Genomic DNA, 15,134 nt, shown 5'->3' on the forward strand with positions numbered 1-15,134 from the left:
GATCGCCGCCACGGCGTGGCCGCAGCGGCGATGGCCGGCCGTCGACGCTGGCGATCAGCGCCTCGTCCCACCCGGCCAGCGCGCCGGCCCGGCGGACGAGCGACCGGGCGAACCGCAGAGCGCAGGCGGAGGGGTCGGGCGCGGCTCGCACGTCGTCCCAGTCGAGGACGAACTCACCCAGGTCGGGCTCCCAGCGGGCCTGCGGAGGCGACAGGTCGGCCTGCCTCAGGCCCTCGACCGGTGGATGGGCGTAGCCGTAGAAGGCCGCCCTCGGGTAGCGGGGGTCGCCGGGCCACCACCCGACGGCCACCATCTGCGCGTCCGCCGAGTTCCGCGTGATGAAGTCGTCGGCCGGCGGATCGACGGCCCTGCCGGAGAAGAGGCCGACCGCGAGGTCGAACGACCCCCACCACGCCGCGACCGGGGTGGAGCGCCCCCGGAACGGCGCCCGGAACTCGGTCAGCACCTGCGCCGCGCGACCCGCCGCGGCGAAGTAGCCGTGGACCGCCTCCGGCTCGTACCGCGCGTGCTCACGGTCCTCGTCGAGGGGCACCTGCCACGGGACCTCCTGCGGCTCGGGGTTGATCGCCACGGGGCCGCAGATCCGGGCCACCGACGCCAGGACCTCCCGCGTCACGTCCCGCACCGCCCGGTGCGGCGTGAGCGGGACGTGCTCGCTCCACCCGCTGCTGTGCTCCACCGCGACCTCGTGCCGCCGCATGTCCAGGACCAGGGCCAGTGCCCCGGAACCGTCGGGCGCCGGGAGGGGGGCCGTCTCCCAGCCGCGCACGGTGAGCCGCATCGCGGCGTGCTGCAGCTGCGGCTCGGGCGGGGCCAGCGCGGTGGCGATCTTGCCGAGGACCTGGGCGTGCGCGTGGAGCGTGTCGCAGGTGGCCGCCCACCGCTCGTACGGGACGGCCGGCCAGCGCGCGGCGGTGGTCGCGGTCACGTCGGTCCGCCCGCCGCGGGCGGGTCCACCCGCTCGAGCGCCTGCACGTGCTCGTCGCGGATCCTCAGGATCGCGTCGTTCCCGCGGAAGAGAACGGTCCAGCCGTCCTCGCGCTCCACGACGACGTCGTCGAAGGTCTCGCGGACCACCTGCTCGTCGTCGCCGTAGACCATCCGGTAGCGCGCCATCCCGCCTCCTCGTCCCGCCGTGGCCGACCGCCGTCGCGGCCCTCCGGGAACGATCGGGCTCCGCGGCGCACCGTCGCGCCAGGGAGACCCCCCGGCCCGGGGGGCCGGTCGGTCACCCCGGGGACGGCATGGCCCCCTCGGCGAGCTTGATCCGGGTCCAGACGTTCATGTTGACGACGACCGCCGCGATCTCCCGCATCCGCGTCTCGTCGAAGTGGGCGGCCAGCGCGTCGTGGTACTGCTGGAACGCCTGGGCGACCGTGGTGTCGGCGGCCCGGGTGAGGGCCTCGGCGTACCGCAGCGCGGCCCGCTCGGCGTCGCTGAACAGCCGGGTCTCCCACCAGGCGGCGAGGCAGTCGACCTCGACCTGCGGGATCCCGATCTCGCGGGCGACGCGGTGGTGGAGGTGGAGGCAGTACGTGCAGTTGTTGACCTGGGCGACCCGCAGTCGCAGCAGCTCCGCCAGCCGGCGGTCCAGCGCCAGCTCGGCGGTGTGGCCGAAGGCGTCCGCGCCGGCCCGGGCCAGGGCCATCAGCCGATCATCCGCCGCGAGGTCCAGCCGCGTGGTGCGGATCTCCACGTCCCCCATCCGCCCTGCCCCCTCCGCTCAGGCCGGTCCGGTCTCCGGCCACTGCAGCCGCACCTCGAGCGCGGCGGCGAGGGCGATGGACTCGCCGTCGCGGGCCCCCTTGCCCACCTGCAGCGGTGGCGGGGTCGGTGCGATGTCGGCGGTCCGCCAGCGGCCGAACCGCACCGGAGGCACGAGCAGCACGTAGTAGCCGCCGTCGACGCCCACGCCCACCGAGCGGTCCCGCAGCAGGTACCAGCCCCGGACACCGGTGCGGTAGCGACCGCGGCCGGTCCACGGACGGGCGGTCAGCTCCTCCGTCGCCAGACCCGCCGCCGTCGCCTGCGCGACGAACCGGTCGACGAGCACCTGCGCCTTCGCCGACTCCTCCTCGTCCCGGCGCCGCTGCGCCTCGACGTGGTAGTTGGCGCGCTCGGTCAGCTCGTCCCGGCGCCGCGCCGGATCTTCGGCCATGGCCCCTCCCCCTCGTCAGGACGCTCCTACCCGCCCCGCGCCCCGGTTCAGCCGTCCGTGCGGTGCAGCCGGGCGAGCACCTGGCGGGAGATCTCCCCCAGCGCCGTCACCTGCTCGGGCGTCAGGGCGTCCAGGACGACGTCGCGCACGTGGCGGACGTGGCCCGGCGCGCTGGCGACCAGGTGCCGGTACCCGTCGGCGGTCATGATCGCCAGCGTGTAGCGGCCGTCCGCGGGATCGGGCTCGCGCCGCAGGAACCCGCGGGCCTCCAGCCGCTTGACCAGGTGCGACAGCCGGGACAGCGACGCGTTCGTCAGCTGGGCCAGCTCGCTCATCCGCAGCGTGTGGTCCGGTCGCTCGGACAGCATGGCGAGCGCGTGGTACTCGACCACGCTCAGCCGCGCGTCCCGCTGGAGCTGGCACTCCAGCGACCAGGGCAGCTGGGCCATCAGCGCCATGAGCGAGCGCCAGCTGGCGTCCTCCGCCGCCGTCAGCCAGCGGACGTCCTCCTCCGCCGCCTCGGCGGCCGCACCGCGGTCGGTCACGTTACGAGGATAGCGCTCACTTGACGGTTCAAGTCATCGCTCGTACGGTGGATGCGTTCAGTTGACCGTTCAAGTCATCCTCCGCGACGGTCCGCCGTCGACGAGCAGCAGGAGGTCCCCCGTGACCCGGATCGGCATCATCCTCGGCAGCACCCGCCCCAACCGGAACGGCGAGCAGGTGGCCCGGTGGGTCCTCGACGTCGCCTCCCGGCGCGCCGACGCGGAGTTCGAGCTGGTCGACCTCCGCGACTACCCGCTCCCCCACCTCGACGAGCCGATCCCGCCGTCGCAGGGCCGGTACCAGGGCGAGCACACCCGGCAGTGGGCGGAGACCATCGCCTCCTTCGACGGGTTCGTGATCGTCACCCCGGAGTACAACCACAGCACCTCCGGGGTCCTCAAGAACGCCATCGACTACCTGTACGCCGAGTGGAACAACAAGGCGGTCGGCTTCGTCAGCTACGGCGCCGTCGGCGGCGCCCGCGCCGTCGAGCACCTGCGCCTGGTCGCCGGCGAGCTGCAGATGGCCGACGTCCGCCAGCAGGTGGCCCTCTCGCTCGCCACCGAGTTCGAGAACTACTCGACGTTCACCCCGGGCGACTACAACCTGCCCGCGCTGGACACCCTGCTCGACCAGGTCGTCACCTGGAGCGCCGCGCTCGCCCCGCTCCGGTCGGCCCCCCGCGCCGCGGCGGCCTGACCCCCCCGCGGGCCGGGTCGCCCCCCGGCCCGCCTTCCCACCAGAGCCCACCGGAGAGACGGTCCCCCCATGGCCACCCCCGCCCCCGACCGCCCGCTGCAGTTCGGGCTCGACACGTTCGGCGACGTCCCCGAGGACGACGCCGGCGAGCTGCTCTCCCACGGCGCGGCGATCCGCCAGGTCGTCGAGGAGGCGGTGCTGGCCGACCGCCTCGGCGTCGACGTCGTCGCGCTGGGCGAGCACCACCGGCCGGAGTACGCCATCTCCAGCCCCGAGACGGTGCTCGCCGGCATCGCCACCCGCACCGAGCGGATCACGCTCGCGTCCGGCGTCACGGTGCTGTCCTCGGACGACCCGGTCCGCGTGTTCCAGCGCTTCGCCACGCTGGACGCGCTCTCCGGTGGCCGCGCCCAGGTCATCCTGGGCCGGGGGTCGTTCACCGAGTCGTTCCCGCTCTTCGGCTACGACCTGAGCGACTACGACGTCCTCTTCGAGGAGAAGATCGAGCTGTTCGCCCGGTTGCTGGAGGAGAAGCCGGTGACGTGGGAGGGCACCACCCGCGCCCCCCTGCAGCACGCCGACGTCTTCCCGAAGACCGAGTCCGGGCACCTCGACACGTGGGTCGGGGTCGGCGGCTCACCCCAGTCGGTGATCCGCACCGCCCGCTACGGGCTGCCGCTGATGCTCGCGATCATCGGCGGGTCGCCCGCCCGGTTCGCGCCCTACGTCGACCTCTACCGCCGCGCCGCCGCCCAGTTCGGCACGACCGCGCACCCGGTCGGCATGCACTCCCCCGGGTTCGTGGCCGACACCGACGCCGAGGCCGTCGAGACGGTGTGGCCGCGGTACAGGGTCATGCGCGACCGGATCGGCGCCCTGCGCGGCTGGCCGCCGGTGCGGCGCGAGGAGTTCGAGGCCGAGATCGCGCACGGGTCGCTCTACATCGGCTCGCCGGGGACGGTGGCGCGCCGGATCGCCGACGCGGTCCGGGCGCTCGACGTGGGGCGCTTCGACATGATCTACACCGCCGGCAGCGTCCCGGCGCGCGCCCGGCTGCGCTCGGTCGAGCTGTTCGGCGCCGAGGTGGTGCCGCAGGTGCGGCAGCTCCTCGCCGGGGCGGCGTGACGCGGCGGGTCGCCGTCCTCGGGGCCGGCAAGGTCGGCACGGTGCTGGCCCGGCTCGCGGTGGCGGCCGGGTTCGACGTCCGCGTCGCCGGGTCGGGCTCGCCCGACCGGATCGACCTGGTCGTGCAGGTCCTGGCCCCGGGGGCGGTCGCCACCACCGCGGCCGACGCCGTCCGCGACGCCGACGTCGTCGTCCTGGCCCTCCCCCTGGGCCGGCACCGCGGCCTGCCGGTCGACGCGCTGGCCGGGAAGCTGGTGGTCGACGCGATGAACTACTGGTGGGAGGTCGACGGCGTCCGCGACGACCTCACCGACCCCCGCACCTCCACCAGCGAGATCGTGCAGCGGTTCCTGCCGGGCTCGCGCGTCGTCAAGGCCTTCAACCACATGGGCTACCACGACCTGGAGGACGGGGCCCGGCCCGCCGGCGCGCCGGGGCGCCGGGCGATCGCCGTCGCCGGGGACGACCCGGCCGACGTCGGCACCGTCGCGGACCTCGTCGACGCGCTCGGCTTCGACCCCGTCCGCGCGGGGACGCTTGCCGACGGAGTGCGGCTCGAGCCCGGCACCGAGCCCTTCGGCGCGAACGTGGCCGCGGCCGAGCTGCGCGCCGCTGTCGAGCGCTTCCCCGCCTCCGAGCGGGGCCGGGAGGTCGCCGCGGCCCGCCGGGGCGGTGCAGCAGGAACGGGCCACGGGGTCGCTACGTTGGACCGCGGGAGCGCCGTGCCCGCTCCACCCCTGCGTCGAAGAGAGACATGAGTCCCTGTCACAGTCCCCAGGCCACGCCCCCCGCTGCCGGAAGGGGGGTGCGTGGCCGGTGACGGAAGTGCTCTCCCTCCTGCTCGGCGTGGTGGTCGTGCTGGCGATCACGGTGGTCACCGGCTACTTCGTGGCCCAGGAGTTCGCCTACATGGCGGTCGACCGCGCCGGCCTGGCCGCCCGGGCCGAGGCCGGGGACGCCGCTGCCCGGCGCGCGCTCGGCGTGACCCGGCGCACGTCGTTCATGCTGTCCGGCGCCCAGCTGGGCATCACCGTGACCGGGCTGCTGGTCGGCTACGTCGCCGAGCCGCTGATCGGTGAGTCGCTCGGCGCGCTGCTCGGCGGTGTCGGCGTCCCCACCGCGGTGGGGATCGGCCTCGGCGCCGTCCTGGCCCTGCTGTTCTCCACCCTGGTCCAGATGCTCTTCGGGGAGCTGTTCCCGAAGAACGTGGCGATCGCCCGGCCCGAGCCGGTCGCCCGCCGGCTGGCCGCCTCGACCACCGCCTACCTGACGGTGTTCGGCTGGTTGATCAAGGTCTTCGACCAGGCGTCCAACCTGCTGCTGCGCGCGCTGCGGATCGAGCCGGTGCACGACGTCGAGCACGCCGCCACGGCCCGCGACCTCGAGCACATCGTCGAGGAGTCCCGGGAGAGCGGTGACCTGCCGGCGGAGCTGTCGATGCTGGTCGACCGGATCCTCGACTTCCCCGAGCGGGACGTCGAGCACGCGATGATCCCCCGGCCGCGCGTCGGCACGGTGCGGACCACCGACACCCTCGGGCACCTGCGCGCCCTCATGGCGTCGGGGCACTCGCGCTACCCCGTGCTGGACGCCGGCAGCGGCGACGTCGTCGGCGTCGTGCACCTGGCGGACCTGCTGACGACCGCGGAGCCCGACACGGCACGGGTGACCGCGATCGCCCGCGAGTGCCTCGTGGTCTCCACCTTCACCCGGCTGCCCGACGCGCTGCGCGAGCTCGCCGACACCCGCAACCAGCTGGCGTGCGTCATCGACGAGTACGGCGGGTTCGCCGGCGTGGTCACGCTCGAGGACCTCGCCGAGGAGCTGGTCGGGGAGATCACCGACGAGCACGACGCCGACGTCGCCCCCGAGTACGTGCCGGTCGAGGGGGACGGGGTGTGGGAGATGGCCGGGGACGTGCACGTCGACGAGGTCGAGCGCGCGCTCGCCGTCGACCTCCCCCGCGGGCACTACGAGACGATCGCCGGCCTCGTCATCGCCGCCGCCGGCACGCTGCCCAAGCCCGGCGACACGCTCGCCGTCGAGCTGCCGCCCGACCCCGGCGACCTGGTGATCGCCGACGAGCCGGTCACCCGCCACCTGCGCGTGGAGGTGCTCACCGTCGACCGGCACGTGCCCTCGCGGGTCCGGCTGGAGCTGCCCGCCGCCGCGGAGGACGGCCGATGACCGACAACCCCTGGGTGGTCGCCGCGGCCACCGTGCTCATCGTGGCGCTCAGCGCCTTCTTCGTGGCCGTCGAGTTCGCCGCACTGGCGGCCAAGCGGCACCGGCTGGAGGAGGCCGCCCCCGGCAGCCGGTCGGCGCGGGCCGCGCTGCGCAACTCCTCGGAGCTGACGCTGCTGCTGGCCGGGTCGCAGCTGGGCATCACCGCGGCGACCCTCGCCCTGGGCGCCATCAGCAAGCCGGCGGTGCACCACTGGCTCACCCCGCTGTTCGAGAGCTGGGGCCTGCCGCTGGTCGCCGCCGACGTCGTCGGCTTCGTCCTGGCGCTGCTGGTGGTGACGTTCCTCCACCTGGTGGTCGGTGAGATGGCGCCGAAGTCGTGGGCGATCGCCCACCCGGAGCGCTCGGCCACCCTGCTCGCCGGGCCGATGCGGGCGTTCCTGGCCGTGTTCCGGCCGGTGCTGCGGGTGCTCAACGCCGCGGCCAACGCGCTGGTCCGCCGGGTCGGGGTCGAGCCGGCCGACGAGGTCGCGATCGGGCACAGCCCCGACGCGCTGCGACACCTCGTCGAGCACTCGGCGAACGTGGGCGCGCTCGACGCCGGGTTCTCCGCGCAGATCTCCGGCGCGCTGGAGCTCGAGCGCCTGACCGTGCGCGACCTGGTCACCCCGGATGCCCCGCTGGTCGCGGTGGACGCCGCCGCCGACGTCGGCGCGGTGCGCGCCGCCACCCGGCGCACGGGGCACCTGCGCATCCTCCTCGGCGACCGGGCGCGGCTGACCGGCGTGGTGCACGTCCGCGACACCCTCACGGCGGCGGCGGACGAGGCCGCGGCGTCGTTCGCCCGGCCGGTGTTCGCGCTCGCGGCGGCCACCACGGTGCCCGCCGCGCTCAGGGAGATGCGGCAGACCCGCAACCACCTCGCCGTCGTCACCGACGCCGGGACGGTCCTCGGCGTCGTCACGCTCTCCGACGTGCTGCGCCGGCTGTTCCCCCAGCCGGAGTCGCCCGCGTCCTGACGGTCCGCCGGGGATGACGCAGGATGGTCCCGTGCTGTCGATCGCGCTGGCCCGCGCCCTGCGCGACGCCGGGCTGTCCTGGACCCCTGCCCGCGGCGACAGCTTCGTCATGCCCGACCGGGAGATGGACGCCGACGTCTTCGTGCTCTCGGACATGACGATCGAGGTCCACGAGTTCCCCGGCGGCCCGGTGATCGGCTTCAACGGCACGACCGAGTGGGCCCTGGACTCGATCGAGCAGTCCGAGGCGCTGTGGGTGCCGGCCGAGCACCAGTTGCGCGAGCTGCTCGGCGACGCGTTCTTGGGGCTCGCGCCGACCGGCGACGGCTACCGCGTCACGCTCCGGGTCGACGGCACGACGAGCGGGCACGAGGGGGCCGACCCGTCCGAGGCCTACGCCCGGGCGCTGCTCCACCTGCTGGGGTCGCGACACGCCTGACCGGCCGACCTGCTCGACCTGGTGCCGCCTCGTGCCCGCCCGCTGGTGGGCGCCTCGACCCCACCGCCGCCACGGCCGTGACCGGAAGCGCTCTGCCGCTGTCGTTCCGCGGATCGCCCCGACCCCGATCGACGACGCGACGGGGTGCGCGCGGCTCGGACGCACCATGCGCGTGGCCGAGCGGCTGACCCGGGTCCGGGTGCCGCACCGGCTGCTCGCCGCCGCGCAGCGGGCCGCGTGGGCGCGGCAGCGGCGCGGCTGCAGCTTGCGCTCCGACTGCGCGACCGCCCACGAGAAGATCGGCGACATCGACATCCCCGGCTCGCTCCGTGCGGGGCGGGGCATCACGGAGCTCTCGGCCGGCCTGCGCCTGGCCGACCTGCCCCGGCCACCGGCCGTCGTGGTCACCGCCGACCGCGGGCTGACCCGTGGCCGCCCGGCACCCGACAGCGGGCCCTACCCGGAGCAGCCGCGCCGCCGTCGCCTCTCGTCGGGCAGCGTCGCCCCCCACACGCCGAAGCGCTCGTCCGCGGCGATGGCGTACTCGGCGCAGGGACCCCGGAGCGGGCAACGCCGGCAGGCGGCGACGGCGTCACGGGTCGCGGGCGAGTCGAGGTCCCGCTTGTCCGGCCACCACGCCGTGTGGTCCTGCTGCTGGCACTCGACGGTGCCGACCTCCTCGAGCCCGGCGCGGAGCTCTCGCCACGCGCCGAGAGCCGCGGGCGGGATCGCCCCCGGCACGTGGTCGTGAGCCTCGGCGCGGCCCATCGCCTGATTGCGTCACACCCGTCCCCCCGCACCGGGGAGGCGCGCCGACGGTCACCCAGGGAGTGCCGGGCTCCGGGCGCGTCGCCCGTTCAGCCACCTGGTGTACACCTGACCGATGCCTGTTCCCGATCGGCGAGAAGAGCTGAGGTTCGAGGCCGACGACGCCTTCGTGCTGCCTCCCCTCATCGGATCGGTCGCCGGGGGCGACGGTGCCGCGCCCAGCAGCGGCCCGCTCGCCGAGGGCGACGTGGCGCAGCAGCGGCTGGACGCCGTCTACTTCGACACGGCCGATCTGCGGTTGCTCGCCTCGGGGGTGACCCTGCTCCGGCGGACCGGCGGGAGCGGGTCCGGCTGGCACCTCACGCCACCGGCCGGGACGGCGGGCGGGTCGGAGGTGCGGCTGCCCGCCGGGCGGGTCCCGCCGGGGCGGACTCCTCGCACGGTCCCGGGCGGGCTGCAGGCCATGGTGCGGGCGCGGACCCTCGGTGCGCCGCTCGAGCCGGTCGCCCGCATCACGACCGAGCGGGTCGTGCGGCACGTGACCGACGCCAGCGGGCAGGTCCTGGTCGAGGTGACCGACGACCGGGTCACCGGACGCCGGCTGCACCCGCACGACGGCCCGGGTGAGGCCGCCGGCGCCCTCACCAGCTGGCGGGAGGTCGGCCTGTCCCTGGCCGGCGGCGCCGCGGGCCGGAAGAAGGCGCTCTCCGAGGAGCTGCGCGGGCACGGCCTGCGCAAGGCGGGGGCAGGGACGGGGCTGGCGCACGTCCTGACCGTCGACGGCGGGCCGGCCGCCGACCCCGAGCGCCCCACCCGGAAGTCCAGGGCGGGCGACGTGCTGCTGGCGCACGTCCGCCAGCAGGTCGCGCAGGTGCGGGCACAGGACCTGCCCGTGCGCCTGGACGTCCCCGACAGCGTGCACAAGATGCGGGTGGCCACCCGGCGGCTGCGCAGCGCGCTGAGCACCTTCAAGCCGCTGTTCGATCCCGCGGTGGTCGGCCCGCTGCGCGACGAGCTGAAGTGGCTCGCCGGCGAGCTGGGCGCCGCCCGGGACGCCGAGGTCATGCGCGACCGGGTGCGCGAGGCGGTGGACGACCGGGGTGCCGGGACCGGCGCCGCCCTGGCCGAGTTGGACGCCGCCTACCGCGCGGCGCACGACCGGGTGCTCGCGGCGCTCGACAGCGACCGCTACCACCGGATCCTGGTGACGCTGCAGGAGCTGGTGGACCGGCCACCGCTGCGCAAGCCCGCGAGGGCGCGCGCCACTGCGACGCTGCCGGAACTCGTGGCGCACAGCTACGCCCGGGTTCGCAGGTACGTGGACAAGGCGCAGACCGTGCCCGCCGGGCCGGAGCAGGAGGAGCTGTGGCACGACGCCCGCAAGGCGGCCAAGCAGTCCCGCTACGCCGCCGAGTCGGTCGCCCCCGTCTTCGGCTCGGACGCCACCGCCTTCGCCGCCGCGATGGAGGCCGTGCAGGAGGCACTGGGTGAGCACCAGGACTCCGTCCTCACCCGGGACCGCCTGCACGACCTGGCCGTGAACGCCTCGTCGACCGAGGTGGCGTTCCTCTACGGGCGCCTGCACGCCCAGGAGGAGGCCCGCGGCGTGCAGTCGCACGAGCACTTCGCGGCCGCGTGGGGGGCCGCGGGTCGCAAGTCCCTCCACCGCTGGCTGCGGTAGACCAGGGCCAGGGCACACTCCCGGGAGAAGCGCGCAGAGGAGGTCGCCGTGGCCGAGCACGACGGAGCGCCCGATCCGGACAGCCCGGAGGGCCGCGGGGAGCGGGCCATGGTGGTGCCCGCGGCGGGCGGATCGATGCGCGGCAGCCTCGACCGGCGGCGGGTCCTCGGGTCCGCCGTGCAGTTCATCGACGAGCACGGCATCGATGCTCTGACCATGCGCCGCCTCGGCGCGTACCTCGGTGTCGAGGGCATGGCGCTGTACCGCTACGTGACCAGCCGCGAGCAGCTGCTCGACGGCGTGGTGGAGACCGTCGTCGACGAGCTGTACGGCGACCCGGACGTGCACATGGAGGCCGCCCACGGCTGGCAGGACTACCTGCAGCGGCTGGCGCACGGCGTCCGCCGGATCGCGCTGGCCCACCCCGCCGTCTTCCCGCTCGTGGCGACGCGGCCGCCGGCCGCGCCGTGGGTCCGCCCGCCGCTGCGCAGTCTCCGCTGGGTCGAGTCCTTCCTCCAGGCGATGACGAGCCACGGCTTCTCCGACGACCTGGCCGTGGCGGCCTACCGGGCGTACACGAGCTTCCTGCTGGGCCACCTGCTCCTCGAGATCTCGCAGAAGGGTGTGCCGATCAGCTCGCGCGACGAGCCGAACCCGGCGTCGGAAGCGGAGACCGACCTCAGCGCGTATCCCTCGGTCGTGCGTCTCCAGGCGCTGCTCAGCGAGGACGAGTCGGCGGCGGAGTTCGAGGAGTCGCTGGAGAACCTGCTGGACCGCCTGGACCGGCTGCTGCGCTCCTCCCGACGCGGCCGCGGTTCCTGACGTCCATGCCGGCTCTCCCCTGATCGGGGTAGGTTTACCGCGTAAAGCCGCGCACCAGCGCGTCTCCCGGACCGCGAGGACCCGCTCGATGATCGGTAGCGCACCGCCGCACCCGCCCGGCTCCATCAGCATCGGCACCGAGGACGGTGAGGTCGTCCTCTACCTGCGCGGCGACATCGACACGGCGACGGTGAACGCGTTCGACGACGGCGCGGCGACGGCGGCCGGCGACGGCCCGGGCCGCGTGTCCCTGGTCGACGCCTCCGCGGTGACGTTCATCAGCTCGATCGGCGCGAGCTTCCTGCTGCGGCAGACCGAGGCGGCGCGCGCCCTCGGCGTGCGACCCAAGCTGCGCCACCCGTCCCGTTCCACCCAGCAACTGCTGCGGATCACGGGCTTGGCAGACCTGTTCGACCCGGTCGGCTGAGGCCGTACCGGCCCACGGCCTCGGTTTACGCCGTAAACCTCCGGGTAGTCGAGAGGCGGTGCCAGTCGGCACCACCCTCCCCCGCCTCGTGCTCGCGGGGTCTCGCCTACCCATCAGGAGGACCGGATGATCGGCACCGGCGACATCGACCGCGTGATCGGCCAGACCGTCTACGACCAGGCCGGCGGCAAGATCGGCTCCGCCGCCGAGGTGTACCTCGACGACGAGAGCGGCCACCCGGAGTGGGTGACCGTGCGCACCGGCCTGTTCGGCACCAAGGAGTCGTTCGTCCCGCTGCGGGACGCCGACCTGACCGGTGACGGGGTCCGCGTCCCGGTCGCCGAGGAGCAGGTGAAGGCCGCGCCGCGCATCGGCACCGACGGCCACCTGTCCCCGCAGGAGGAGCAGGAGCTCTACCGCTACTACGGGCTCGGGCTCGGCTCCGGCGTCCCCGCGGGCGGACCGACCACCCCCGGCACGGGGACGACAGGTCCGGCCCGCACCGACCGCGACGGCGACGGCGTCTACGACGACGTCCAGGGACGCACCGTCGGCCGCGACACGTCCGGCCCGACGACCGACGACGCGATGACCCGCTCGGAGGAGCGGCTGACCGTGGGCACCCGGTCCGAGGAGGTCGGTCGCGCGCGGCTGCGCAAGTACGTCGTGACCGAGAACCAGACCGTGAACGTGCCCGTCTCCCGCGAGGAGGTCCGCGTCGAGCGCGAGCCCATCACCGACGCCGACCTCGGCAACGCGCTGGACGGGCCGGCCATCAGCGAGGAGGAGCACGAGGTCACGCTGCGCGCCGAGCGCCCGGTGGTGGACAAGGAGGCCGTCCCGGTCGAGCGCGTCCGCCTCGACAAGGAGGTCGTCACCGACCGGGAGACCGTCTCCGGCACCGTCCGCAAGGAGCAGATCGAGCTCGAGGGCGTCCAGGACACCCGCCTCGACCGTCGCTGACGGCTCCCCGCTCGACGGCTCCCCCAGACCTCCCCCCTCGCCGGGCACCTGCCCTCTCGCCCCCGAGCGGACACCTCCCCGAAGGAACGTGCTGACCGAGCACTCCTCCATCCGCGACGACGTGCGCCTGTCCGGATCACCCGGCGCCCACGCCACGCGCGGTGCCGCCCGCGACGCGCTCGACGCCCAGCACGAGCGCTTCGGCGGTATCACGTGGGGGGCGGCCTTCTTCGGCTGGCTGTCCGCCAACGGCCTCGCCGTCGTCCTCGCCGCCCTGCTGTCCGCAGGGGGCGTGGCACTCGGCCTCTCCCAGGGCGTCGACGACGGCGACGCCGCGGCGCGCGAGGTGAGCACGATCGGCATCGCCGGCGGCATCGGCCTGCTGGTGGTGCTCTTCCTCGCCCATCTCGCCGGCGGCTACGTCGCCGGGCGCATGGCCCGGTTCGACGGCGCGCGCCAGGGCGTGGCCGTCTGGCTGATCGGGCTGCTGGTCGTCCTGCTGCTGGCCGGCGCGGGTGTCGTCCTCGGCGCGCAGTACGACGTCCTCCAGCAGCTCAACCTGCCCCACATCCCCATCGGGGAGGGCACGGCGACCACCGCCGGCATCATCGCGCTGGTCGCCGTCCTGCTGGCCACCCTCCTGGGCGCCGTCCTCGGCGGCAGGCTGGGCACCCGCCACCACCGCAAGATCGACCGCGTGGGCATCGAGGCGGCCTGAGCACCATCGGCCCACGCCGCTGGGCTGGTCGCGGGAGCACCGCGGCAGGGGCCGTTCCGGATGCATCCGGAACGGCCCCGTCGCGTCAGCGCCAGAACTCGGCGAGCCGGTCGGCGAGGGCCCTGCCCTGGTCGTGACCGGCTCGAGCGGCGTACGGGCGCAGCGACGGGTCCATCGCGTCGGCACCGAACAGCTGCCGGGAGTCGCCGTCCGGGACGACCGTCTCGACCCTGCTGCCCCGGGCACGCAGTTCGCCGACCTGCGCGGCCAGGTGGGTTCCCCACTCCCGCGGGTGGTGCGATCTGCCGCCGAGCGGTGAGAGCACCAGCACCCGCGCGTATCCCGCCGCCAGGTCGGCGTTCTCGACGGAGCGGTAGCCGCCGTCGATGTACCAGCGGTCACCGATGGCGTAGGCGGGGCCGCCGGCCGTGCTGGCGGCGACGGCGTCCACCAGGTCGACCCCGCTGTGGCGGTCGAGGGCGACCGGTTCACCGGTGTGGGCGTCGACCACCGTGACGAGCACGGCTCGGTCCGGCCAGCGCTGGGCGGGCAGCCGGGCTGCGACGGTGGCGCGCCACCGCTCGGTCCCGGAGCCGCCGGACGCCGCGGCCCTCTCGAGGGCGACGGCACCCATCCTGCGGCGCATGTCGGCCGCGTCGCCGGCGGCGGCGATGACCCGGCCCATCCGCTCGAGGTGGTCGGCCACCGACCCGACGGGACCGCGCCCGCCGCCGGACCCGGTCGGACCGGTCGGTGGCGGGGGCGCGGCGGCGAGGGCGGCGGCGAGCAGGTCGGGCGGGGGCGCGCCGGTGATCTGGGCCGCGGCCGTCGCTCCGGCCGACGTCCCGATGACCAGGTCGGCCCGGGTCACGTCGACACCGGCCTCGAACAGGCCGGCGATGACGCCGATCAGCCACGCGTTGCCGGTCGATCCGCCTCCACCGAGGACCAGCGCGCGCTCACCGCGGCGGGCACCCGCCGGGCCGGAGGTCGTCGACGTGACGGGCCGGGGTGCAGGAGGTGTGGTGTTCACGGGAGTCGCCTCTCGGGGATCGCCTGGGGCGCTCCCGGTGGCGACTACCTCTGCCGCGCGATCGTGGACTGCAGGGGAGCACCCGCTGCGGACACTGCGTGCACGGGTCTCACCTCCTGCCGGACGGTCACGATCGCCGGGACGGTCGCACGCCGGCGACGCGGTGCGCAATCGACTTCTCGTCGGTTGCCGGGCCGCAGTCGAACGCACCGTCAGGCCCGACGCCCGCACCGGCGGTGCCTGAGGTCCGCCGAGCCGCCCGGGGCACGGTGACGAGATCGCGGCTCCTCTCCCCGAACGGCGAGGGGCCGTCCCGGATCGTCTCCGGAACGGCCCCTGAGCCTTCGTGTCGGGCTGACAGGATTTGAACCTGCGACCCCTTGACCCCCAGTCAAGTGCGCTACCAAGCTGCGCTACAGCCCGCGCGCCGTCCGCCTCCCCGGGAGTCCCGGGCCGGTCGACGACCGCCCGAGAAGGTTACCGCACCGCCGAGCGCCCCCTCCGCCCGGTGGGCGCCGCGCCAACAGCCGG

The 15,134-nt window shown here is 75.0% G+C and carries 18 protein-coding genes and 1 tRNA gene; 11 read left to right on the forward strand and 8 right to left on the reverse strand.

From position 1 onward, the window contains the following. The 5 genes from ACI8AF_RS22205 to ACI8AF_RS22225 form a co-directional block, all read right to left on the reverse strand. On the reverse strand, nucleotides 1-949 hold a 949-nt coding region (locus tag ACI8AF_RS22205; RefSeq protein ID WP_456541933.1), incomplete at its 3' end, for a DUF5996 family protein. Further along, the gene (locus tag ACI8AF_RS22210) at nucleotides 946-1,137 is read right to left on the reverse strand and encodes a hypothetical protein (protein WP_456541934.1); all 192 of its coding nucleotides are present in this window, start codon (nucleotides 1,135-1,137) and stop codon (nucleotides 946-948) included. The genes ACI8AF_RS22210 and ACI8AF_RS22205, both read right to left, overlap by 4 nt. Before the next feature lie 112 nt (nucleotides 1,138-1,249). Further along, on the reverse strand, nucleotides 1,250-1,717 hold the full coding sequence (locus tag ACI8AF_RS22215; protein ID WP_456541935.1) for a carboxymuconolactone decarboxylase family protein: 468 nt from the start codon (nucleotides 1,715-1,717) through the stop codon (nucleotides 1,250-1,252). 27 nt (nucleotides 1,718-1,744) lie between these two features. Then, entirely contained in the window at nucleotides 1,745-2,179 is a 435-nt protein-coding gene (locus ACI8AF_RS22220) for a hypothetical protein (protein ID WP_456541936.1), read from the reverse strand. A 47-nt stretch (nucleotides 2,180-2,226) separates the two neighbouring features. After that, a complete protein-coding gene (locus ACI8AF_RS22225) occupies nucleotides 2,227-2,724 on the reverse strand; it encodes a MarR family winged helix-turn-helix transcriptional regulator (RefSeq protein ID WP_456541937.1) in 498 nt (165 codons plus the stop codon). A gap of 121 nt (nucleotides 2,725-2,845) precedes the next feature. Between ACI8AF_RS22225 and ACI8AF_RS22230 the strand changes: the two genes are divergently transcribed. The 6 genes from ACI8AF_RS22230 to ACI8AF_RS22255 all read left to right on the forward strand — a co-directional run bounded on the left by ACI8AF_RS22230 (nucleotide 2,846) and on the right by ACI8AF_RS22255 (nucleotide 8,191). Further along, nucleotides 2,846-3,424, forward strand: coding sequence for an NADPH-dependent FMN reductase (locus tag ACI8AF_RS22230; RefSeq protein ID WP_456541938.1), 579 nt, complete (start codon nucleotides 2,846-2,848; stop codon nucleotides 3,422-3,424). A 69-nt stretch (nucleotides 3,425-3,493) separates the two neighbouring features. Further along, the gene (locus ACI8AF_RS22235) at nucleotides 3,494-4,549 is read left to right on the forward strand and encodes an LLM class flavin-dependent oxidoreductase (protein ID WP_456541939.1); all 1,056 of its coding nucleotides are present in this window, start codon (nucleotides 3,494-3,496) and stop codon (nucleotides 4,547-4,549) included. Then, nucleotides 4,546-5,307, forward strand: coding sequence for an NADPH-dependent F420 reductase (locus tag ACI8AF_RS22240; RefSeq protein ID WP_456541940.1), 762 nt, complete (start codon nucleotides 4,546-4,548; stop codon nucleotides 5,305-5,307). Before ACI8AF_RS22235 ends, ACI8AF_RS22240 begins: the two co-directional genes overlap by 4 nt. A 58-nt stretch (nucleotides 5,308-5,365) precedes the next feature. Then, entirely contained in the window at nucleotides 5,366-6,736 is a 1,371-nt protein-coding gene (locus ACI8AF_RS22245) for a hemolysin family protein (protein ID WP_456541941.1), read from the forward strand. Then, a complete protein-coding gene (locus ACI8AF_RS22250) occupies nucleotides 6,733-7,752 on the forward strand; it encodes a hemolysin family protein (protein WP_456541942.1) in 1,020 nt (339 codons plus the stop codon). Before ACI8AF_RS22245 ends, ACI8AF_RS22250 begins: the two co-directional genes overlap by 4 nt. 31 nt (nucleotides 7,753-7,783) lie before the next feature. Continuing rightward, nucleotides 7,784-8,191: a hypothetical protein gene (locus tag ACI8AF_RS22255; protein WP_456541943.1), complete on the forward strand. Its 408-nt coding sequence runs from the start codon at nucleotides 7,784-7,786 to the stop codon at nucleotides 8,189-8,191. A 456-nt stretch (nucleotides 8,192-8,647) separates the two neighbouring features. On the opposite strand, the gene ACI8AF_RS22260 is transcribed toward ACI8AF_RS22255, so the two are convergent. Then, nucleotides 8,648-8,959, reverse strand: coding sequence for a WhiB family transcriptional regulator (locus ACI8AF_RS22260; protein ID WP_456541944.1), 312 nt, complete (start codon nucleotides 8,957-8,959; stop codon nucleotides 8,648-8,650). A 115-nt stretch (nucleotides 8,960-9,074) separates the two neighbouring features. Between ACI8AF_RS22260 and ACI8AF_RS22265 the strand changes: the two genes are divergently transcribed. The 5 genes from ACI8AF_RS22265 (at nucleotide 9,075) to ACI8AF_RS22285 (ending at nucleotide 13,570) form a co-directional block, all read left to right on the forward strand. Beyond that, the gene (locus ACI8AF_RS22265; RefSeq protein ID WP_456541945.1) at nucleotides 9,075-10,640 is read left to right on the forward strand and encodes a CYTH and CHAD domain-containing protein; all 1,566 of its coding nucleotides are present in this window, start codon (nucleotides 9,075-9,077) and stop codon (nucleotides 10,638-10,640) included. A 48-nt stretch (nucleotides 10,641-10,688) separates the two neighbouring features. After that, a complete protein-coding gene (locus tag ACI8AF_RS22270) occupies nucleotides 10,689-11,462 on the forward strand; it encodes a TetR/AcrR family transcriptional regulator C-terminal domain-containing protein (protein WP_456541946.1) in 774 nt (257 codons plus the stop codon). 88 nt (nucleotides 11,463-11,550) lie between these two features. Then, the gene (locus ACI8AF_RS22275) at nucleotides 11,551-11,889 is read left to right on the forward strand and encodes an STAS domain-containing protein (protein ID WP_456541947.1); all 339 of its coding nucleotides are present in this window, start codon (nucleotides 11,551-11,553) and stop codon (nucleotides 11,887-11,889) included. A gap of 126 nt (nucleotides 11,890-12,015) precedes the next feature. Next, on the forward strand, nucleotides 12,016-12,852 hold the full coding sequence (locus ACI8AF_RS22280) for a DUF2382 domain-containing protein (protein WP_456541948.1): 837 nt from the start codon (nucleotides 12,016-12,018) through the stop codon (nucleotides 12,850-12,852). Between the two features lie 88 nt (nucleotides 12,853-12,940). Beyond that, on the forward strand, nucleotides 12,941-13,570 hold the full coding sequence (locus tag ACI8AF_RS22285) for a hypothetical protein (RefSeq protein WP_456541949.1): 630 nt from the start codon (nucleotides 12,941-12,943) through the stop codon (nucleotides 13,568-13,570). Between the two features lie 85 nt (nucleotides 13,571-13,655). Here ACI8AF_RS22285 and ACI8AF_RS22290 read toward each other — a convergent pair whose 3' ends face one another. Both ACI8AF_RS22290 and ACI8AF_RS22295 read right to left on the reverse strand, forming a co-directional pair. Beyond that, nucleotides 13,656-14,603 carry a patatin-like phospholipase family protein gene (locus tag ACI8AF_RS22290; RefSeq protein ID WP_456541950.1) on the reverse strand — a complete coding sequence of 316 codons (948 nt, stop codon included), beginning with the start codon at nucleotides 14,601-14,603 and terminating at the stop codon, nucleotides 13,656-13,658. 349 nt (nucleotides 14,604-14,952) lie between these two features. Then, a tRNA-Pro gene (locus ACI8AF_RS22295) sits at nucleotides 14,953-15,026 on the reverse strand. Between the last annotated feature and the right edge of the window lie 108 nt (nucleotides 15,027-15,134).

The sequence above is a fragment of the Blastococcus sp. SYSU D00669 genome (assembly GCF_054050715.1).